Source organism: Methylovorus mays, assembly GCF_020531915.1.
In the GTDB taxonomy this organism is placed as follows: domain Bacteria; phylum Pseudomonadota; class Gammaproteobacteria; order Burkholderiales; family Methylophilaceae; genus Methylovorus; species Methylovorus mays.
Window position 1 is genome coordinate 105,692 of sequence record NZ_JAJAVG010000005.1, and the last position, 20,252, is coordinate 125,943.

The 20,252-nt window shown below is 57.6% G+C and carries 20 protein-coding genes; 5 read left to right on the forward strand and 15 right to left on the reverse strand.

All coding sequences use genetic code 11. The features are described 5' to 3' along the window. Positions 1–37: 37 nt before the first annotated feature. The 12 genes from LG203_RS07025 to LG203_RS07080 form a co-directional block, all read right to left on the reverse strand. A complete protein-coding gene (locus tag LG203_RS07025) occupies positions 38–1,051 on the reverse strand; it encodes a glycosyltransferase (RefSeq protein ID WP_230345126.1) in 1,014 nt (337 codons plus the stop codon). Beyond that, positions 1,048–2,184 (reverse strand): glycosyltransferase family 4 protein, encoded by a 1,137-nt coding sequence (locus tag LG203_RS07030; RefSeq protein WP_230345127.1) that lies wholly within the window; start codon positions 2,182–2,184, stop codon positions 1,048–1,050. Before LG203_RS07030 ends, LG203_RS07025 begins: the two co-directional genes overlap by 4 nt. A gap of 10 nt (positions 2,185–2,194) precedes the next feature. Then, on the reverse strand, positions 2,195–3,160 hold the full coding sequence (locus LG203_RS07035) for a mitochondrial fission ELM1 family protein (protein ID WP_230345128.1): 966 nt from the start codon (positions 3,158–3,160) through the stop codon (positions 2,195–2,197). A 227-nt stretch (positions 3,161–3,387) separates the two neighbouring features. After that, on the reverse strand, positions 3,388–5,079 hold the full coding sequence (leuA, locus tag LG203_RS07040) for a 2-isopropylmalate synthase (protein ID WP_407665374.1): 1,692 nt from the start codon (positions 5,077–5,079) through the stop codon (positions 3,388–3,390). 364 nt (positions 5,080–5,443) lie between these two features. Next, on the reverse strand, positions 5,444–6,439 hold the full coding sequence (locus LG203_RS07045; protein ID WP_230345130.1) for an alpha/beta hydrolase: 996 nt from the start codon (positions 6,437–6,439) through the stop codon (positions 5,444–5,446). 208 nt (positions 6,440–6,647) lie between these two features. Continuing rightward, positions 6,648–7,037 (reverse strand): lactoylglutathione lyase, encoded by a 390-nt coding sequence (gloA, locus tag LG203_RS07050; protein ID WP_230345131.1) that lies wholly within the window; start codon positions 7,035–7,037, stop codon positions 6,648–6,650. Positions 7,038–7,105: 68 nt separating this feature from the next. Next, positions 7,106–8,875 carry a methyl-accepting chemotaxis protein gene (locus LG203_RS07055; protein WP_230345132.1) on the reverse strand — a complete coding sequence of 590 codons (1,770 nt, stop codon included), beginning with the start codon at positions 8,873–8,875 and terminating at the stop codon, positions 7,106–7,108. A 124-nt stretch (positions 8,876–8,999) separates the two neighbouring features. Next, a complete protein-coding gene (locus tag LG203_RS07060) occupies positions 9,000–9,251 on the reverse strand; it encodes a YfhL family 4Fe-4S dicluster ferredoxin (protein WP_230345133.1) in 252 nt (83 codons plus the stop codon). 9 nt (positions 9,252–9,260) lie between these two features. Further along, positions 9,261–9,776: a pantetheine-phosphate adenylyltransferase gene (gene coaD / locus LG203_RS07065; protein ID WP_230345134.1), complete on the reverse strand. Its 516-nt coding sequence runs from the start codon at positions 9,774–9,776 to the stop codon at positions 9,261–9,263. After that, a complete protein-coding gene (rsmD, locus tag LG203_RS07070) occupies positions 9,763–10,356 on the reverse strand; it encodes a 16S rRNA (guanine(966)-N(2))-methyltransferase RsmD (protein WP_230345135.1) in 594 nt (197 codons plus the stop codon). The genes coaD and rsmD overlap by 14 nt, the downstream gene beginning before the upstream one ends. Further along, the gene (locus LG203_RS07075; protein ID WP_230345136.1) at positions 10,346–11,662 is read right to left on the reverse strand and encodes a M16 family metallopeptidase; all 1,317 of its coding nucleotides are present in this window, start codon (positions 11,660–11,662) and stop codon (positions 10,346–10,348) included. The genes rsmD and LG203_RS07075 overlap by 11 nt, the downstream gene beginning before the upstream one ends. 72 nt (positions 11,663–11,734) lie before the next feature. Then, a complete protein-coding gene (locus LG203_RS07080) occupies positions 11,735–13,084 on the reverse strand; it encodes a M16 family metallopeptidase (RefSeq protein ID WP_230345201.1) in 1,350 nt (449 codons plus the stop codon). A 306-nt stretch (positions 13,085–13,390) separates the two neighbouring features. On the opposite strand from LG203_RS07080, the gene ftsY reads away from it, so the two are divergent. Genes ftsY through ribA form a run of 4 tightly spaced genes read left to right on the forward strand, consistent with a single transcriptional unit; the run spans position 13,391 to position 16,624 of the window. Then, a complete protein-coding gene (gene ftsY, locus LG203_RS07085; protein ID WP_230345202.1) occupies positions 13,391–14,416 on the forward strand; it encodes a signal recognition particle-docking protein FtsY in 1,026 nt (341 codons plus the stop codon). 33 nt (positions 14,417–14,449) lie between these two features. After that, complete coding sequence (gene ftsE, locus LG203_RS07090; RefSeq protein ID WP_013442714.1) at positions 14,450–15,103, forward strand: cell division ATP-binding protein FtsE; 654 nt, start codon at positions 14,450–14,452, stop codon at positions 15,101–15,103. Further along, positions 15,100–16,002 (forward strand): permease-like cell division protein FtsX, encoded by a 903-nt coding sequence (gene ftsX / locus LG203_RS07095; protein WP_230345137.1) that lies wholly within the window; start codon positions 15,100–15,102, stop codon positions 16,000–16,002. Before ftsE ends, ftsX begins: the two co-directional genes overlap by 4 nt. Before the next feature lie 19 nt (positions 16,003–16,021). Continuing rightward, positions 16,022–16,624, forward strand: a complete 603-nt coding sequence (gene ribA, locus LG203_RS07100) for a GTP cyclohydrolase II (protein ID WP_230345138.1) — start codon at positions 16,022–16,024, stop codon at positions 16,622–16,624. Between the two features lie 116 nt (positions 16,625–16,740). Here the strand turns inward: ribA and LG203_RS07105 are convergent, their stop codons facing one another. Genes LG203_RS07105 through LG203_RS07115 form a run of 3 tightly spaced genes read right to left on the reverse strand, consistent with a single transcriptional unit; the run spans position 16,741 to position 19,226 of the window. Further along, entirely contained in the window at positions 16,741–17,517 is a 777-nt protein-coding gene (locus LG203_RS07105) for a ferredoxin--NADP reductase (RefSeq protein ID WP_159355295.1), read from the reverse strand. Positions 17,518–17,553: 36 nt separating this feature from the next. After that, positions 17,554–18,480 carry an electron transfer flavoprotein subunit alpha/FixB family protein gene (locus tag LG203_RS07110; protein ID WP_230345139.1) on the reverse strand — a complete coding sequence of 309 codons (927 nt, stop codon included), beginning with the start codon at positions 18,478–18,480 and terminating at the stop codon, positions 17,554–17,556. Beyond that, complete coding sequence (locus LG203_RS07115; RefSeq protein WP_013442719.1) at positions 18,477–19,226, reverse strand: electron transfer flavoprotein subunit beta/FixA family protein; 750 nt, start codon at positions 19,224–19,226, stop codon at positions 18,477–18,479. Before LG203_RS07115 ends, LG203_RS07110 begins: the two co-directional genes overlap by 4 nt. A gap of 95 nt (positions 19,227–19,321) precedes the next feature. Here LG203_RS07115 and LG203_RS07120 point away from each other — a divergent pair, with 95 nt between their 5' ends. Then, positions 19,322–20,248, forward strand: a complete 927-nt coding sequence (locus LG203_RS07120) for a LysR family transcriptional regulator (RefSeq protein ID WP_230345140.1) — start codon at positions 19,322–19,324, stop codon at positions 20,246–20,248. Positions 20,249–20,252: the final 4 nt, after the last annotated feature.

The window sequence follows — 20,252 nt, forward strand, 5'->3', positions numbered from 1 at the left end:
ACCACACTCCATGTCCATGTGGATAGGCGAAGCAAGCTTATGCATGATCGATGAGGCGACGGTACACTGTCAGCGTATTAGTCACCATGACAGGCAAGGTAAATTGCTGCGCGGCAAACTCTCGGGCGGGTTGCTGCAATACAGCCCATTCCGCAGGCCGGTTCAGCCAGTGGCAGAGGCGGGACCGCAGGCTGGCAACATCTCCCGTGGGGACAATAAAGTCTGGAGGCAGCACCTCATTTGCCACAGGCACATCGGTAGAAAGCACGCGTGCTCCCAATAGCAGAGCCTCGTTGCAGACATAGGAAAAACCTTCCCGGCGTGAGCAGATCATTACGGCATCGGCGGATCGCATCAGGCTGGGCGCATCGTCCCGGTGTCTGGTCAACATGCAGCGGGTGGTCGGATTCATGCCTTGCACGCGCTTTGTCAGTCGGGCATGTTCCGGCCCATCGCCAACAATCAGCAAGGCCAGTGGCAAGCCGTCCACCGCCTCCAGCAAAAGATCAAAGCCCTTGGCATGCACCAGGCGGCCCACCGCGACCAGCACGGGATAATCTGCCGGCAATGCAAAATGCTGCCTGATATCGAGCATGGGTGCTTCTGGCGCATCGATGCCGTTATACACCACAGACGTTTTTTCCCGCGGCAGCGACGCGGCCAATTGTCGGCTGACCGCGATGATATGGTCGAATCGGGCATAGAGACGCACATCGCGCTTGATGTTGTGCAGCGTTGCGAGGGTGGGCAAGGCTAACCATGGCCGTAACTGGTTGACCAGCGAGGCCGCTTTGCTGGCCTGGGCGTGCACCAGATCATAGCCCCCGCGACGCAAGGCCAGCAGGAGCTTTAACAGCAACCATGGATGATAGCGCCCCAGATGCGCGGGTATCGGCATCCGTCCAATATTGGCAGGCAAACTTGCCAGAAAGGCGGCGGGTGCCGCAATGGTGACGTCATGCCCCTGCCGCACCAGCTCGCTGGCGAGTTCGCGCACATGCTTTTCCAGTCCGCCATTGCCACGGCTTGCCATGACCATGCAGATATTCATGCGGGCGCTACCTGCTGTGGCATGCTGGTCAGTTCGTGATAGATCGCCAAGGTGTTTTCCAGCATGGTCTGCAAGCGGAATATCTGGTTTTCCGGCACTTGCGGTGCCTGCTGCAACCAGGCCAGACTGAGTTTCAGCGCCGCATCCAGATCGCCCACGGGCACCGCGCCTTGCGGCAACAACAGGGCTAACTGCTCGGCCACGCCACCGTGCGCATAGGCAATCACCGGCACGCCCATGCTGAGCGCTTCCATGGTCACCCGGCCAAACGCTTCCGGCTGCTGCGAGAGGGAAAACACCATGTGCGACATCGCCATGATCTCGCGGATATCCTGCCTATGGCCGGTAAAGGTGATGCTGTCCGCGACACCCAGACGTTCTGCCTGAGCCTTCAGCTCATCCAGGTAAGCTGCCTTGCCCGCCTGCACATCACCAACGACCAGACCATGCACATTGGCTCCTTGCTGCTTGAGTTGTGCCAGCAAGGTAATGAAGTCTTCCTGCCCTTTCCAGCGGGTGAGTCGCGCAGGCAAGGTCAGCAACTGGCGTCCCTGGGTTTCAGGATACTCGCGGTACCATGCCTCCAGCCAATCGGCCCTGGGTTGATAGCCATGGCGATGCACGGCAGGATCAACGCCGCGGTAATTCAGGCGCAATCGGCCCGCATCCACCGGGTAATGCTGCAAGACATAATCGCGGATCATGTTGGAAATGACGATCACGCGCTCGCCCTTGGTCATGACAGCGCTATAGGCAGACACCGAATAGGTGCCATGCACTGTGGTCACCAGGCGCGGGCGTTTGGCAGGGTCCATGCCCTTCCAGGCCAGATAGCAGATCCAGGCAGGAAAGCGCGAACGCACATGCAGAATATCCACGGCATGCTCGCGCAGAAAATGCCGCAATGGCCGCACCAGACGCAGGCTTAAAAAGGATTTGTGGCCGACCGGCCATTGAAAATGTTCGCTGCCCTGCTGCTCCAGTTGCTCCACCAGACGGCCACCAGCGGACATCACCAGTGACCGGTGGCCCTGCTGCACCAGGTAATGCCCCAGCTCCAGCGTGCCGCGCTCCACGCCACCTGATTCCAGCGCAGGCAGCACTTGCAGCACGGTGAGTCTTTTGTGGGTCATGCGAAACAGCTCAGGCGATGGTTGCTATCGCCACCTGTGGCACGGAAGCTGGCACTGGCTGCAACCAGCGACGCAGTATCCAGTTGGCGCAGCGGTCGGCTTCGGTAAAACCGGCGACCGGGCGCAGGCGCTGCTGATAGTGGGCATCGCTATCAAAGCGTACGATCATGCCTTGCTGCAGCAAGTGTTCCACGCCGCGTGACACCCGGTTTTCCTGCTTCAAGGGTAAATTCAGCAGCCCCACTGCCACTTGCGCCGTCAGCGCTTCGTAGACCATGGAAACCGAATCTTCCGATACCCAGGCGGTGGCAGACTGCGCCAGCTGCTCGGCAACCCAGCCCGGCTGGGTCTGGCTGAATGGCACCACCCGCAGATTGGGGGCTGACAGGCTATGCAGACCGACGATGAAATCCGCCGGCGTACGGCGCGAGGTGGTCAAGGTGTACTGCATCCATGGCCGATGCGCGAGCAACTGACGTATCTGGGACAGCATGTTCACGGTATCCCAGCCGTAATGCCGCGAGGGCCCGCCTATCATGATCAGGGTTTTGTTTTCCTCATGCCGGCCTTCGGCATGCAAGGGATTCAGTACGCCGCGTGTTTCGATGTAATTGCCGCCGCCACGGTAACGGTCATGCTGGGGAATCAGGCACAGGTCAAACAGGGCAACCGGCAAACTGGGCTGCATCAGCACCACGGCCTTGCCGCCATAAGCGCGTCGCGCGGCCAGCATGGGCAGATGAGTGCGATGCCCGGCGCCGATGATCAGATCTGGCAAAGGCAAGCCACGCGCAAACGGCCAGGTAGCACTGGCAACGTTGAACAGCGATTCCACTTGCCCGCTCACCCGTATATCAAACGACTCGCAGGCCTGATGGCGCTGCAGGGATTTGACCAAGCCCAGCGTCTGGGTTTCGTGCCCTGGCTTTCCATCCAGCAGACGCCAGATGACGATGGGATTAACGGAGGTGCTCATTTCATGGGTGCCTTGGATATGCATGGTCAGCATGTGCACAAGGCCGACATTAGACATCGACCTGCGCACGACTGCCGCACACTATAGGCAGGCTTTATTGCGGGCTGACGTCAGAAAGATGACAGCCACATGATGGCGGGCGGGAAATTACAAAGGCAGTGCATAAAAAAATCCCGAACCGCGTTCACGATTCGGGATTCTGTTAGCTCAGGGCATCAGCGCTATTTCTACTGAGCAATGTCCAGCAATTGGCGACGTCCCTGCGCATCCAGCTTGCCGTACAAGCGATTGATACCGCTGACCACGGCGAGGATGGATGAGGTCACCAGATTCTGGTGCAAACCAGCGCCATAGACGCTGCCTGCGATGCCGGTCATGCCGAGTTCAGCAAATGCCACCGCCTGGGCATCGGCGCCACCGGTCATGGCCCGTTCTTCGTAATCCAGAATATTCACCGGGTAACCCAAGGCATGCACCAGCGCATCTATCGGCCCATTGCCCTCGCCTTCGCGCACCACGGTCTCGCCCTGCAGGCGCACGGTGAGCTTGATATGTTGCCGGCCAGCATGCTCGGTCAATTCGTGACCGACATAATGCAAGGGCTCCTTGGCAAACAGGTACTCGGCTTCAAACAGCTGCCAGATCCCTTCGGCTGACACTTCCTGCCCGGTGGCATCGGTCAGCTTCTGCACGGCCGCACTGAATTCAACCTGCATGCGGCGCGGCATGGACAAGCCGTAACCGCTCTCAAGCAGATAGGCGATGCCGCCCTTGCCCGACTGGCTGTTGACGCGAATGATGGAATCATAAGTGCGGCCGACATCATGCGGGTCTATCGGCAGATATGGCACTTCCCACAAGGTATCCGGCTGTTGCGCGGCAAAGCCCTTCTTGATCGCATCCTGATGCGAGCCGGAGAAGGCGGTAAACACCAGGTCACCAGCATAAGGATGGCGCGGATGCACCGGCAACTGAGTGCAATCTTCCACCGTGCGCGCAATGGCGTTGATATTGGAGAAATCGAGCCCCGGATGCACACCCTGGGTATAAAGATTCAAGGCCAGGCTGACCAAGTCGACATTGCCCGTGCGTTCGCCATGGCCAAACAAACAGCCTTCGATACGATCCGCCCCGGCCATGACGGCAAGCTCGGCAGCGGCCACAGCCGTGCCACGGTCGTTGTGCGGGTGCACACTCAGAATCACGCTATCGCGGCGGGCGAGGTTGCGATGCATCCACTCAATCTGGTCCGCATAGAAATTCGGCGTGCCGACTTCCACCGTGGCAGGCAGATTCAGGATGACTTTGCGCGCGGGCGTGGCGCCCCAGGTCTCGGTCACGGCATCGCAGACTTCCTTGGCAAAGTCGAGCTCGGTGGCGGTAAAGGTTTCCGGGCTGTACTGGAATACCCATTCCGTCTCAGGCTGCTGCTCGGCCAACTCGCGAATCAGGCGAGCGCTGTCGACCGCCAGCTGTTTGACTTGTGGCTTGTCCATGCGAAACACAATCCGGCGAAACTCGGGAGCGGTAGCGTTGTAAACATGCACAATGGCACGCCGCGCACCACGCAAAGCCTCAAAGGTGCGGCGAATCAGGTCTTCACGCGCCTGCGTCAATACTTCAATGGTGACATCGTCCGGGATATGCTTTTCTTCGATCAGCCTGCGCACGAAGTCAAAATCGGTTTGCGATGCCGAGGGAAAGGCGACTTCAATCTCCTTGAAGCCGATCTGCACCAGCATCTTGAACATGCGCATTTTGCGCTCGGCGTTCATGGGCTCAAACAAGGCCTGGTTGCCATCACGCAGGTCGGTACTCATCCAGATGGGAGGATGGGTAATGGTCTTGCCTGGCCATTGCCGGTCAGCCAGTGCCACCGGCGTAAATGGGCGATATTTCTTATTTGGTTGCTTCAACATCATGGTCATTCCTGTTCTTGATAATTCGTTACTAGACAAAGACATAGTCTGTGGCACACAGGTTGTCAGGCAGCCACCGGCACATGGCCTGACAACCGGTCATTAGTCGTTCGCAAAGCAAAAACATACTATTCAACATGGGGTCGCTCTTTCTGAAATAGCGATGGATCAGCCCCGGTCTCACACGAGACGGGCAGCGGGTAAAGCCAACAATAGGGGGGAGAATTTAGATGCGCGCGACGCGCAGTAGTCGCAGGCCGAGGAGTTCGGCCAGCTGCAGGGAAAGTGCGGAGATGTTCAAAAATTGACGCATGGCAGCATCTTAATCAATCTGCCGCCATGCGTCAAACAGCAAAAAACGCTATCAGGCCAGATGCTTGCGGATTTCCTGCGCTGCCTGATTAAGGGCAGCACGGGTTGGAGGCGTCAGGGCCAAGGCATTCAGCAAGCCAAAATCATGTATGGTGCCTATGTAACGGGTGGCGGTCACTTTCACGCCCGCCTCATTCAGCAGCCGCGCATAGGCTTCGCCTTCATCGCGCAACACATCGCATTCTGCGGTCTGGATCAAGGCAGGCGGCAAGCCCTGCAACTGCTCGGGATCGGCCTTCAAGGGCGACGCATAGACCTCGGCGCGCGACTCCTCGTTGCTCGTGTAATTATCCCAGAACCATTTCATCATGTTGCGCGTGAGGAAATAGCCATCTTCAAAATCATCGTATGAGCCTGTATCAAAGTGGGTATCGGTCACGGGCCAGAACAGGGTTTGATGACGGATAGTCGGGCCGAAACGGTCCTTTGCCATCAGGCAGACCGCAGTGGCCATATTGCCGCCGGCGCTATTGCCTGCAACAGCCAGGCGCTGACCATCCAGCCCCACCTCGTGGCCGTTTTCAGCTATCCATTTGGTGGCGAGATAGGCCTGAATCACCGCGGTCGGATACTCCGCCTCGGGCGACCGTGTGTAATTGACGAACACCACCGCGCAGCCAGACAGCACGGCAATGTCACGTACCAGGCGTTTATGCGTAGGGAAATCGCCCAGCACCCAGCCACCACCATGGAAGAACATCACCACAGGCAAAGGCGCTGTGCCAGAAGCGGCTGGACGCACAATATCCAGTTCAATCAGATGGCCTTCACAATCGATCGTCAGTTGCCGGGTATCGATACCGCTGAGGTCGACCATGGTTTCCTGTTGTGCCTGTTCCAGCACCTGCCTTGCTTCGGCTGGGCTCAGCTTCTCCATGGGAGTGCTGTCTGCCTCGGCCAATGTTTGCAAAAAGGCACGCGTTTCAGGGTCCATTCCACGGTAAGGGTCTTGTGTAAAGGGTTTAATCAAGGGATCCAGTATGTTCACAATATCTCTCCATCACAGGGGAAAAGCCGCTTTTGGAGCGGTGCATCGGGATATTGTGGCGGTGATGGCAGCCGGATGCTGCCCGCCTCTGGCTGATTTGCGTGTAGGCGCATCTTGCTGTTTGGGTGGTGTAAATGAAATGAAAAGGCTGGCCACATGCTGGGCCAGCCATTTTTCAGTGTGGCGGGCTACCCGCCATCAGGGCGTATTAAAAAGTGCCTTTTTGGATGAACTCGACCTTGTAACCATCGGGATCTTCAATGAAGGCTATGACCGTGGTGCCGTGCATCATGGGGCCAGCTTCACGAACGACCTTGCCGCCCGCCTGCTTCACGGCTTCACAGGCTTTATAGGCATCATCGACCTCAATGGCGATATGGCCATAAGCGTTGCCCTTGTCATAAGTTTCGGTCCCCCAGTTATAGGTCAGCTCCAGCACGGTGTTGTCCTGCTCATCACCGTAACCAACAAACGCCAGGGTGAACTTGCCGTCCGGGTATTCGTGTTTGCGCAATACCTGCATGCCCAGCACCTGGGTGTAAAAGGCGATGGATTTATCAAGATTGCCGACGCGCAGCATGGTGTGTAACAGTCGCATGGTCTCTCCTCAAGGCAGTTTATTGTTGAATTAACTGCACTATTATAGGCCTTTGCAGGCTTATAGGCCTATGCGGGCGGCGGCTCGAGCCAGTCACGATAAAGCTCGGGCTCGCCGCGCAAATCGCCGGCTTCCCCCTGATAGCCTGCCGTGCCATGCACGGGATAAAACTGCCAGCGCAGCTCCAGCTTCTCGCGCTCCTGCGTACGGCTGAATTCACGGATGAACGCATTCACATGCTGCAGCAAGGTATAACTGGCCGGGTCATCGGCAACGGCCACCGTGTAATACCAGGGGCTGGAGGCAATATTGCCATTGAGCAGCTCAATACGACCATGCCAGGGGCTGTCCTTGCCATTGCAGGCCCAGGCAAAGATGGGCTGGTCTACGGCAAAAGCATCGATCTTGCCATCGGCAAGGGCATCATGAATGATGGATTGATCGGTGTAGGCAATCAGATTGGCGAGCCGTATGGTGCCGCGCTCGTCGCGCTTGTGCTTGCTCCAGCGCAGGCCTGCGGCTTCCAGCGTGGCAAAGGCGCCGGGATCATTGATGCAGCCCAGCACCTTGCCCTGCAGACTGCCAAGCCCGCTGATGCGATCATCTCCTGCCCGCCGCGCCAGCATGTAATGCAGATAGGTATAGGCATCGGAATAGGCAACCTTGTAGTAGCTGGCGCTGGGCGGCAAAGCGCTCCACACCAGATCAGCCTCCGGTTCGCCGCGACTGCGGCCAATGTGCAGCAAATCCACGCATTGATCCCATGGATGCTCGATAAACTCGATCTGCACACCGAGGTAACGGGCAAAGGCCGTGGCATATTCCACATCCAGCCCGCGCAACGCCTCACCGGGGCGCAGCCGGAATGACAAGCCCTTGAATGCAGGCTCAATCGCCACGCGCAAAACGCCGCGCTGCAAAATATCGTTCAGGCGATCATAAGCCTGTGGTTTATAGCCACCGTCCTTGCGCAGTACACGCGCCAGATGCAAGGGCAGTTGCAGCTCGGTAACCCCAGCACTTTTCTGCAAATCCTCGGCCAGTTCCTTGGCCCAGGCCACCTTGACGCGCTGCCCCTGGTAACTGCCACGATCCAGATGATGCATGGTCTCGATCACCTTGCCATGCTCCACCAGGGTCTGCATGGAAGTACGTATCTCGCCAAACGCCTGCTGCACCTTGGAAAACGCCGCCACCGTCTGTTTGTCCACCTGGTCGACGTTTTCGCGGCTGGAATGCCCGAAGCCGATCAGCTGCTGCTGAAAATCCTTGAAATCCAGCATCTGCGAGACTTCATTGGCATTCTGTACGGTATGCCGTGCCAGCTGGCGCACATGGTCGGCCACCACGCTGAAGCTGCGCCCGGCTTCTCCGGCGTGGGCCGCCTGAATAGCCGCGTTGACGGCAATCAGCTCCAGCTCACGCCCCACCCGCTCCAAGCCGCGCACTACCTCGTTCACCTTGGACAGCTTGGCCGACAAGGACTGCTCCAGCTGCAACAAGCCCTGCGACAACTCGCTGCTGGCCTGCGAAAAATCCTGCTGGGAGCGTTGGCGCAGACTTTCGGCCTCGTGCATGCTGGTTTGCATGCGCTCGGTCACCGCCTCCACTTCCGTCGTCATTGCACCAACACGGTTCTCCACTTCGACAAAACGCGCCGACTGGGTGCTTTCGGTATTGAGCAATTGGCGCATCAGATGCGAGAGCCGCGCACCCAGACCGGCAATGCTGGTGTTGGCATCAGGCGGGCGGGTAGACATGGCAGACGTCGCTGGCGCAACGGATTCGCTGCGATCAGGCGCCTCATAAAAGGTAAGCGAAGATGAAACCGGCGTCATGTTAATCCCAGGCAATGAAGTCCATCGTATGGACGATATGGCTGAAGACAGGCAAAAATTATGCCTGAAGATTAACAATGTTTACTTACATGAAAAATTCCCGCCTTAAATAAAAAGGGGAAACTCAGGATTTGCCGACCAGTTTCAGGTATTTCTGATAGAGCTGATCGCGGTCTTCCACGACATCGGGATCCAGAGGAATACAGCTGACGGGGCAGACATCCTGACACTGCGGTTTATCGAAATGCCCCACACACTCGGTGCACAGGGCAGGATTGATGACGTAGATTTCGGCGCCCTGGGAGATGGCGCCATTGGGGCAAGCCGGTTCGCACACATCGCAATTGATGCATTCATCGGTAATCATTAATGCCATGAGAAAACCCTATCGACCAGCCGCGTGGTCCAGTTTGCGCTGGATATGCGACTGCACCAGCGGGGAGACAAAATTGCTGACATCGCCATTAAGCCGGGCGATTTCGCGCACCAGGCTGGCAGAGATAAACATGTATTGCTCGGCCGGCGTCAGGAACAGCGTTTCCACCTGTGGGAACATATTGCGATTCATGCCCGCCAGCTGGAACTCGTATTCAAAGTCGGACACCGCGCGCAAGCCGCGTATCACCACGCGCGCGCCTTGCGCTTGGACAAACTCCATCAGCAAACCGGCAAAGCCCATCACGTGGACGTTGGGACAATCCTGCAAGACCTCGGACGCCATGGAGACACGCTCGTCCAGCCCGAAGAAAGGTGACTTGCCCGGACTTTGCGCCACAGCGACGATCACCCGGTCGAACAGGCCCGCCGCGCGGCGCACGATATCCTCATGCCCACGGGTGATGGGATCAAACGTACCAGGGTAGACGACGGTCAGGCCGCCAGAAGATTCATTCGTTTGCATCCGCCAATTTTAGCAGGTGATAGCAAACATTGCCCGCTTTGCCGCTTTTCAGCACCTGCCACGGCGCGCTGTCTGCCAGCACGTACTCGGCTTCGACATACACCCGGCCATCGGATGCCAGCAAAGCGGCAACCGCAGGCAACAGCTTGTCCAGCCAGCCCTGGTGGTAGGGCGGATCCAGAAAAATCACATCAAAACTGCCCGGCTCCAGTTTGGCGGACGACGTGCTCAGCAGCTGCGCGGCATCGGCATTCAGCAGACTGGCGCCGTCAGCGTTTAGCAGGGTTTTGCTGGCTTGCAGGGCGCGGAAGGCGGGCAGGGATTTTTCCACCATCACCACTTCACGGGCGCCACGTGACAACGCCTCAAAGCCCAGTGCACCAGTGCCGGAAAACAGGTCCAGACAACGCATGCCATGCATATCCTGCCCCAGCCAGTTGAACAGAGTCTGCCGCACACGATCTGGCGTCGGGCGCAAACCGGGGCCATCGGGAAATCTCAACAGGCGGCTACGCCAGGTGCCGCCACCTATGCGTACCTTGTTGACACCGCCCGTCTTGCTGACATTCTTAGTTGCCACCGACCACCACCGTCACCAGTTTATGGGTATCAATGCGGCGACTGAATGCATCCTTGATCTGGGCCGTGGTCACGCTATTGATATTCTTGTTGAAATCTTCCAGATAGGTGAGTGGCAATTTGTAGAAGCCGATTACCGCCAGATAATCCAGAATCTTGCTGTTGCTGTCGAGGCGTAACGGAAAACCACCAGTGATATTTTGCTTGGCGGCAATCAGTTCGGCTTCGCTCACCCCGCCCTGCATGAATTTATCCAGCGTCTGTTCGACCACTTTCATCGCTTCCGCGGATTGTTCGCGCTTGGTCTGCAAACCAATCTGGAATGGTCCCAGCTCGGCCATGGGCATGAAGTAACTATACACACTGTAGACCAGGCCACGTTTTTCGCGCACCTCCTCGGTCAGGCGCGAAACAAAGCCGCCACCACCGAGGATGTAATTGCCTACATAGAGTGGAAAGTAATCCGCATCGCCGCGCTTGACACCAGGGTAGCCAATCAGAATGTGCGACTGGCTGGCAGGATGCTGAATACGCTCATCGACGGCACGCTCCGGGTAAGCCACTGTCGGCAAGGCAGGTTGCGCATCCACCGCGGGCAGTTTGGCTGTCAAACGCTCGGCAATCTGATTCGCCTCTTCGCGCGTCATGTCGCCTATCATGGCAATCACTGCGCCCTTGGCACCATAGTGCTGCTGGTAAAACGCCTGCAAATCATCGCGCTTCAGCGCAGCGATGGTTTCCGGCTCGCCACCGTCATCCAGCGCATACGGGTGCTTGCCGTACAAGGCCTTCATGAAGGCCTTGCTGGCAATGCTCTCAGGCTGGGTCGCCGCTTCCTGCAGACCGGCAATGGCGCGGGCTTTCTCACGTTCCAGGGTCGCCTGTGGAAAATCTGGCTGCTGTAATACCTTGGCAAAGATATCCAGCGCCTGCTCACGCTCGCGGGCCTGGCTCAGGGTGCGCAGTTTGAATGCGGCACGGTCTGCATCGAGTTCGCCGCCCATGATGGCACCGACATCGGCCATCCTGCGCGAGATTTCCTCGTCGCTCATGCCGGCCGCGCCCAGGGTCATCAGATAGCGTGTCATGCCTGCCAGGCCAGATTTCTCGGCCACATCACGTGCGCTGCCCGCAGCAAAATTGACGCTGAGATCAATGATGGGCAAATCGTGATTTTCAACAAAATAAACCTCGGCGCCATTGGCGGTTTTCCATTGCTGGATATTCACCGCCGCCTGGGCAGATACGCTCAACAGCACGGCGGCCATGCCGGTCAGGCATTTTGCGTAAAGTTTTTTGATCAACATGGGGTTACCTTTGAATTCCGTAAGTTCAGTGTCCGGGCTGGCGTAAACATCGCCATACCCGCGCTATAGCGCTTAATGATCGCTGGGCCGGCCCTTGGGCTTGGCATTGGGATCAATCGGCTGCGGATCCAGCGTTGCCACGGTCAGGTTGTCACGCGTGAGATATTTGCGCGCGACTTCCTGCACCTGCTGCGGCGTCACCTGCTTCAGTTTCTCGGGATAATCCTTGAGAAAGCGCCATGAGAAACCGATGGTTTCAAGCTGGCCGATCTGCATGGCCTGATTGAACATGGAATCACGTTGATACACATCTGCCGCAATCACCTGCGCCTTGACACGGTTAAGCTCATCCTCAGTGACGCCGGATTGCTTAATATCTTCGATCTGCTGCAAGAGCGCAGCCTCAATGTCAGCAGCCGTCTTGCCTTCGCTGGGTGAGCCATCCAGCTCAAACAGGCTGGTCGCCCCACGCTGGGTGAGGTCGTAACCTGCGCCCACATCCACCGCAATCTGCTGGCTGCGCACGAGATTCTGTGTCAGGCGGGCCGAGGCATTGCCATCCAGCACGCCGGCCAGAATCTCCAGCGCGTAGGGTTCCCAGTCATTCACCGGATCGCGCAGTGCAGGTACATGGAATCCCATCAACACATAGGGCAATTTGGCTGGCGCCTTGACGATCAGGCGACGCTCACCTTTTTGTGCAGGCTCCAGCTGCGGCTTGCGTACTGGCAACTTGCGCGGCTTCAGCGGACCGAAATATTGCTGGGCGAGCTTGTACACTTCCTGCGCCTTCACATCACCGACCACCACCACGGTGGCATTATTGGGGGCGTACCAGTTGTTGTACCACTCGCGCGCATCTTCCACGGTCATGTTTTCAAGATCATTCATCCAGCCCACCACCGGACGGGCATACGGATGCGCCTGGAACACCACAGACTGATATTGCTCCGCCACGGTGGATTGCGGCTTGTCTTCCGTACGCCAGCGGCGCTCTTCCATCACCACCTTGATTTCCTTGGAGAACTCCTCCTTGGTCAATTGCAGATTGGCCATGCGGTCAGATTCGAGCTTGAATGACAGCGGCAGCTTGGATTTTTCCAGCTGCTGGTAATAGGCGGTGTAGTCACGACTGGTAAAGGCATTTTCACGACCACCCGCCGCGGCCACCAGGCGGGAGAACTGGCCTGGCTTCACGTTCTTGGTGCCCTTGAACATCATGTGTTCCAGCAAGTGGGCCACGCCGGTCTTGCCGTTCACCTCATCAATACTGCCGGCACGGTACCATACCTGCGATACCACGACGGGAGAGCGATGATCTTCCTGCACGATCAGGCGCAGGCCATTGTTAAGCTTGAATTCCTGGGTTTCTGCGGCGGCAACGCCGGGTAATGTGACACTGGGCACCAGGCCCAGCAGCATGACGATCCTGACTAGTTTGCGACTCAACACCTTATTGTTCTCCTTTGATTAGAGCAGCCACTACACCCCGCGATGCATGCCTGGCAGCATCCCCTCGCGCGGCAACGTTCCTTGCTCTTCAGCATCATTATAGCCAAGGCGCCTGACGGCCCGATCAACTTTCAAGCCAGCAGTGCCGTGGGCTATGCAACGTACAGGCGTCTGACCCATGACCCATCACTTAGTTTCGCGGTGCGATGGCATGAATAGATTCGTGCATGGGCGGCCGAATACGACTAAAATAAGGCGAAACTCTAGTTGAAGCGTATGTTCGATTTTTTCAAAAAAGACAAGACACCCTCTCCCTCGCCAGAAGTGCCCGCCAGCACCGCTGCGCCTGAGACTCCTCCTGCTCCAGCCCCCACGGAATCTGCCGCTGAAAACAAGCTGAGCTGGACCGAGCGCCTGAAAAACGGGCTGGCCAAAACACGCAGCCAACTGGGCAATCAGCTGGCCAGCCTGTTTGGTGGCGGCAAGATCGATGAAGACGTATACGAAGAGCTGGAAACTATCCTGCTCACTTCCGATGTCGGCGTAGCCGCCACGCAAGCCCTGCTGGAACAGATACGCCAGCGCGTGAAGCGCCAGAGCCTGAGCGACACCTCCCAGCTGAAACAGGCGCTGAAAGAGGCCTTGCTGGAATTGCTGGCCCCGCTGGAAAAACCGCTGGTCACCACCACCCACCAGCCATTTGTCATCATGCTGGCAGGCGTCAACGGGGCTGGCAAAACCACCAGCATCGGCAAGCTGGCCAATCTATTTCAGGCGCAAGGCAAATCGGTGCTGATCGCTGCCGGCGACACCTTCCGTGCCGCCGCCCGCGAGCAATTGCAAGCCTGGGGGGATCGCAACAACGTGCATGTGGTTGCCCAGGAAAGTGGCGATCCGGCAGCGGTGATTTTTGATGCAGTGAACTCCGCCAAGGCACGCAATATTGATATCGTGCTGGCCGACACCGCAGGCCGCCTGCCAACCCAGCTCAATCTGATGGAAGAAATTCGCAAGGTGCAGCGCGTCATTGGCAAGGCATTGCCGGGCGCACCGCATGAAATCCTGCTGGTGCTGGATGCCAATACCGGCCAGAACGCCATCAGCCAGGTCAAGGCGTTTGATGATGCCCTGGGCGTGACCGGCCTGGTGCTGAGCAAGCTGGATGGCACGGCCAAAGGCGGTGTGATTGCGGCCATAGCCCAGGCGCGGCCTATTCCCATCCGCTACATCGGTGTGGGAGAAAGCATTGCCGACTTGCGGCCATTCAAGGCAGAGGAATTTGTAGATGCGCTGTTTTCGTGATGGGCTTTTCATACAAGCCGCGCAGGAGCCGAGATGATTAAATTCGACCAGGTCAGCAAACGCTACCCCGGCAGTGAGCAAATCCTGCGCAATGTCAGCTTTAGCATTGAACCAGGCGAACTGGTATTTGTCGCTGGGGCCTCGGGGGCGGGTAAAAGCACATTGCTGAAATTGATTGCCGCCACCGAGCGGCCTACCTCAGGCACCGTCCTGATCGGCAACCAGAATGTCAGCAAGCTGCGTGCCGCAGCGCTGCCCTTCTTGCGGCGCAAATTCGGCCTGGTGTTTCAGGATCACAAGCTGCTTTACGACCGCAACTGCTTTGAGAATGTCGCCTTGCCGCTCTACATCAATGGCATTACCGGTCATGAAGCTGGCAAGCGCATACGCGCCGCGCTGGATAAAGTCGGCCTGCTGGGCAAGGAAAAAGCCATGCCCATCACCCTGTCGGGTGGCGAACAGCAACGGCTGGCGATCGCCCGCGCTGTGGTCAGTCGACCATCCATCCTGATTGCCGATGAACCGACTGGCAATCTGGATGAAGGCTATGCCGAAGAAATCATGGGCATCTTCTACGCCTTTCAGCAAGTTGGCGTAACCGTGATCGTGGCGACACATGACCAGCATGAAATCGCGAACTCAGGGGCACGCGTGCTGCGCCTGGAGCAAGGAACCCTGACAGCATGAAACATTGGATAAATCAGCACGCGCAGGCCTTGCGCCTGGTATTTGGTCGCATGCGTCACCGCCTGCTTGCCACGCTGGTGATGTGGTGCGTTATGGGCGTGACCGTATGCCTGCCCGCTATCCTGTTTGTCATCGTGGATAATCTGAACCGCCTGACGGGCAATATCAGCACCGAGCCCCAAATCAGCGTCTTCATGAAACTGGACGCCGAACCAGGCAGCATCACGCGCCTGCAGCAATGGCTCACCCAGCAGAAGGACGTTGCCCGCGTCACTTTCATCAGCAAGGATGCCGCCTGGAAACAGCTGCAACAGAAAACTGCCGGCGCCATTAACCTGGATAAAAACCCCTTGCCTGATGCATTCCAGGTCGCCCCGCGCAACCATGACCCGGCCGCGATCGAAGCCCTGCAATCGCTCATCCAGAAGCAGCCAGGCGTGGAACTGGCGCAGATGGATGCCACCTGGATCAAGCGCCTTTACGCCATCCTGGAGCTGAGCAAGAAGGCCTTGCTGGTACTGGTAGGCTTGCTCGGCTTTGCCCTGCTCGCCATCATCGGCAACACCATCCGCCTGCAAGTGGTCACGCAGCGCGAGGAGATCGAAGTCAGCAAGCTGATCGGCGCCACCAATCGCTTTATCCGCCGCCCCTTCCTCTATGCGGGCATCGTCTATGGCCTTGGTGGCGGCATCGCAGCCCTGCTGCTGCTGGCGGGCGTGATTCAGCTGTTCAATTATTCGATTGCCGACATCGCCGCCCTGTACGCCAGTGATTTCCATCTCGGCATGCCAGAGCCGTTTGTCTGCCTGGCCATCATCTTGATCCCGGTCGCCCTGGGCTGGCTCGGGTCCTATGTCGCCGTCGGTCGCTCGCTTGCCAAGCTTGAATCCAGCCGCTGAGCCCCCATCTTTTTTCATTATGCAAACCGTCAAGAAAATCGCCACCTCCCGCATGCCCACCTCGCATGGGGATTTCACCTTACATATCTATCGGTCAGATAGTGATCCGCAAGGCCTGCAAGACCAGGTGGCGCTTGTTGCTGGCGAGTTGAAGCCAGGCCAGGAAGAAGTGCTGGTGCGTCTGCACTCTGAATGCCTGACTGGAGATGTGCTGGGTTCCAAGCGTTGTGATTGCGGCGAACAGCTCGCCAAATCGCAAGAAACCATTTCAAAAGCAGGCTGCGGTGTGATTCTCTACCTGCGTGGGCACGAAGGTCGCGGCATCGGGCTGGCCCACAAAATCAAGGCTTATGCCCTGCAGGACCAGGGCCGCGATACGGTACAAGCCAATCTGGAACAAGGCCTGCCGATTGATGCCCGCAGCTACGACCTGGCTGCCGCCATGTTGCGCGACCTGGGGCTGCAACGCATCCAGCTGCTGACCAATAACCCTGAAAAAGTCACCCGCCTGCAGGCAGCGGGCATTTCCGTCAGCCGTCGCGTACCCCTGCTGATCACCCCCAACCAGAATAACGCCGAATACCTGCAAACCAAGCGGACCAAGCTGGGGCACTATCTTTAAGCGGTGATTTAAGTAGTAATGCAGACATAAAAAAAACAGGCCTTGAAGGCCTGTTTTTTTTATTCTTGTCCGCTTACTGAGATTACCAGCTCACGGAAGTCAGTACTTGTTGCAGCTTACTTCTCGGCAAATGCACGCTCAATCACGTAATCGCCCAGATCGCCAATACGCTTGGAAACCTGCAAGCCAGCAGCATCCAGAATGCGGCAGGTATCTTCCAGCATTTGCGGGCTGCCGCACAGCATGGCGCGATCGGTTTCCGGGTTCAGCGGTGGCAGACCGATGTCAGCAAACAGCTTGCCGTTTTCCATCAGGTCGGTCAGGCGGCCTTCGTTGCGGAAAGGCTCGCGGGTCACGGTGGGGTAGTAGATCAGCTGGTTCTTCACCTGCTCGCCGAAATATTCGTTTTCGGGCAATTCTTTGGTGATGAAGTCTTCGTAGGCCAGATCGTTCACACGGCGTACACCGTGCACCAGAATCACTTTTTCAAACTTTTCGTAGATTTCTGGATCCTGGATCAGGCAGATGAAAGGAGCCAGACCAGTGCCGGTGGACAACAGGTAGAGGTTCTTGCCAGGCTTGAGGTCAGATAGCAGCAATGTGCCGGTAGGCTTGCGGCCAACCAGAATATCATCGCCGACTTTCAGGTGTTGCAGGCGCGAGGTCAGCGGACCATTCGGCACCTTGATGCTGAAGAATTCGAGGTCTTCGGCGTAGTTGGCGCTGGCGATACTGTAGGCACGCATCAGCGGCTTGCCATCCACTTGCAGGCCGATCATGACGAACTGGCCGTTTTCAAAACGCAGGCCAGCGTCACGCGTGGTGGTGAACGAAAACAGACTGTCATTCCAATGCTTTACCGACAACACTTTTTCGGTATTAAACGCGCTCATAGTTCTTTATCTTTCAAATGGTTAATTGATTAACGATCAGCCAAGGGCGGCATTGAGTTCAGGCAGGGCCTTGAACAGGTCGGCCACGAGGCCGTAATCCGCATGCTTGAAGATCGGGGCATCGGGATCGTGGTTAATGGCGACGATCACCTTGCTATCCTTGATTCCAGCAAGATGCTGCATGGCGCCGGAAATACCGACCGCAATATATAGCTCAGGCGCAACCACGGTACCGGTCTGCCCCACCTGGAGGTCGTTGGGGGCAAAGCCGGCATCCACGCAGGCGCGGGTGGCACCAATGGCGGCATTCAGCTTGTGGGCCACAGGCTCCAGCAAGGCGTTGAACTGCTCGCCCAGGCTACGGCCACCGGAAATCACCACGTTTGCCGTGGCCAGCTCAGGACGATCCGACAGGTTGCGTTGTTCGCTCACCCAGCGCACCTTGCCAAATGCGGCCGGCGCAGCAGCGCTGGTAATTTCCGCATTGGCACCATTTGCAGCAGCCTCAAACGAGGTCGCGCGTACGGTCACTACCTGCACGGCATCGCTGCTTTGCACGGTTGCCAGAATATTGCCGGCATAGATCGGGCGCACATAGGTAGCAGGCGCCTGAATCTCGACCACGTCCGACACCATGCCCACATCCAGCAGGGCCGCCACGCGTGGCAGCACGCCTTTGCCCAGTGTGCTGTGCGCAGCCACGATCACCTGATACTCACCGGCGATCTGTTGCACAGCAGCCGCCACATCTTCCGCCAGCAGGTGCACCAGGTGCGGTGCTTCCACCTTGATTACCTTGGCCACACCGGCAATAGTGGCCGCTTCTGCAGCCACGGCCGATACATCGGCACCGGCCACCAGCAGGTGAATGGGTTGCTGCCACGCCGCCGCCGCGGTCACGGCCTGCCGGGTGGATTGCTTAATATGCTGGCCATCGTGTTCGGCCAAAATCAATACGCTCATGCCAATACCTTTTCAATACGCAGTTTTTCGACCAACTCAGCCACACTGTTGACGATCACGCCAGGCTTGCGTGGGGCAGGCTCGGCGACATTCAGCAGGCTGAGGTGCGAGGCAAAGTCCACGCCCAGCTCAGTGCCTGCAATCACGTCAATCGGCTTTTTCTTGGCCATCATCATGTTGGGCAGCTTGATAAAGCGTGGCTCGTTCAGGCGCAAATCTGCCGTCACAATGGCAGGCAGTTGCAAGGCGACGGTTTCGGTACCGCCATCCACTTCGCGGTTCACTTCGATTTCGTTGCCATTGACCTTGATTTCAGAGGCAAACAAGCCTTGGCCCACGCCCAGCAAAGCGGCCAGCATCTGGCCTGCCTGACCGGCATCATCGTCAATCGCCTGCTTGCCCAGCAGAATCAGGTCAGGCTGCTCGCGACCTGCCACCGCCTTCAGCAGCTTGGCCACGCCCAGCGGCTGCAGCTTGCCTTCGGCTTGCACCAGCACGGCACGGTCTACCCCCATCGCCAGCGCGTGGCGCAAGGTGTCCTTGCTGTTTTCAGCGCCGATGGACACGGCCACGATTTCCGTGGCAATGCCTTTTTCCTTGAGGCGTAGCGCTTCTTCCACTGCGATTTCATCGAACGGATTGATGCCCATCTTGACGCCGCTGATCTCGACGTCGGAGCCATCCTGCTTGACGCGAGGCACGATGTTGTAATCCACCACGTGCTTCACTGCCACCATAATTTTCATGCACACACTCCCGGACTGTATTGCCGTGTATTTTAAACGACACTAAAATATCTATTAAATTGATTATATTAATAATCTATATCTGCAAAACCTATATGCGCTATACCCTGAGACAACTGGAAGTATTTGTCGCCATCGCGCGCCTGGAGAATGTCTCCCGGGCGGCGGAGGCGCTATCGCTGTCGCAATCGGCTGCCAGCACGGCCTTGGCCGAGTTGGAGCGCCAGTTTGATTGCCAGTTCTTTGATCGTCTTGGCAAATTGCTCAAGCTGAACGATCTGGGTCGTAGCCTCTTGCCGATGGCGGCCGCATTGCTGGATCAGGCGTCGGAAATCGAGCATGTTCTGCAAGGCAAGACCACACTGGGTCTGCTCAGGGTGGGCGCCACATTGACAATCGGCAATTATATCGCAACTCTGCTCATCGGTTCCTTTATGAAACAACATGATGAGTGCCAAATTGAGCTGCACGTGCAAAATACCAATGCAATTTTGCAGCAAGTTGCCAATTACGACCTCGATCTGGGGCTGATTGAGGGCAATTGCCAGCACCCCGACCTTGCCGTGGAGCCCTGGCTGGATGACGAACTGGTGGTGTTCTGCGCACCTGACCACCCCCTCGCCCACAAGCCCGGCGTCAGCCTGGAAGACCTGCTGGAAGAGACCTGGATTTTGCGCGAAGTCGGCTCCGGCACCCGCGAAACTTTCGACCATGCGATGCGCCATCATCAATCTAGGCTTAAAATACGCCTGACGCTGGAACACACCGAAGCCATCAAACGCGCGGTGGAATCCGGCCTGGGCATAGGCTGCATCTCGCGTCTGGCGCTGCGCGATGCCTTCCGGCGCGGCAGCTTGGTGCCGATTGAGATGCCCGAGCTGGATCTGCGCCGCCAGTTCATGTTTGTCTGGCACCGCAAAAAGTACCTCACCGCCAGCATCCGCGCCTTTCTGGATTACTGCCGGGCGTTTACCGTGGATGCCGGGCGCAGTGACCAGATTGCCTTACCCATTATCAAATAGCATA